At 30.8% G+C, this 912-nt stretch carries 1 protein-coding gene; it reads left to right on the plus strand.

What is annotated here, in order from left to right; genetic code table 11:
• Positions 1–12 precede the first annotated feature (12 nt).
• Positions 13–912, plus strand: a 900-nt coding sequence (locus DW059_RS15660) for a DEAD/DEAH box helicase (RefSeq protein WP_330408465.1), incomplete at its 3' end; no start/stop codon positions are given.

A 912-nucleotide genomic window follows, 5' to 3' on the forward strand; every position in this document is an offset into this window, starting at 1 on the left:
AATTTAAGGAAGATGATTTATGGAAAAAAATCATATGAAGTATTGGATGAGTATCCAGTTATATTAAGTACAACTTTTTCTTCAAGGAATAGCTTAAATTCGGAAGTAGTATATGATTATCTTATTATGGATGAGGCATCACAGGTAGATATTGTGACTGGAGCGTTAGCAATTTCTGGAGCAAAAAATATTGTGATTGTAGGAGATACGAAGCAACTCCCAAATGTTGTTTCAAGTGATGTGAAAATAAGAGCAAAAGCCATATTTGATAGTTTTAATATAAATGAGGGGTATCTCTATACAAAGAGTTTTTTACAGTCCATTTTAGAGGTTATGCCCAATGTGGCACAAACGTTATTACGAGAACATTATAGATGCCATCCTAAAATAATAAATTTTTGTAATCAAAAATTTTATCATGGAGAATTAATTATAATGACGGAGGATAAGGGGGAAAAGGATGTTCTATCAGTAGTAAAAACAGTTGTAGGAAATCATGAGCGGAATCATTATAGCCAACGTCAGATAGATATTATTAAGAAAGAGATTATACCTAAATATGATCTAGATTTAGGAGAGACAGGAATAATAGCGCCGTATAGAAATCAAGTGGAGGCATTGAATAGTGAAATAACAGGTATTGCTGCTGATACAGTGCATAAGTTTCAAGGTAAAGAAAAGGATAATATAATTATTTCAACAGTGGATGATATTATATCAGATTTTGTAGATGATCCATATTTGATTAATGTTGCTGTATCAAGGGCAAAAAAGAAATTGTTGCTAGTTGTGACGGGAAATGAACAGACGAAAGAACGTAATATAATAGATTTAATAGATTATATTCAATATAATAATTTTGAGGTTGCAGACAGCAAGATATATTCCATATTTGATTATCTTTATAAACAG

The organism is Roseburia sp. AF42-8, assembly GCF_003435965.1.
Lineage (GTDB): Bacteria > Bacillota > Clostridia > Lachnospirales > Lachnospiraceae > Roseburia_C > Roseburia_C amylophila.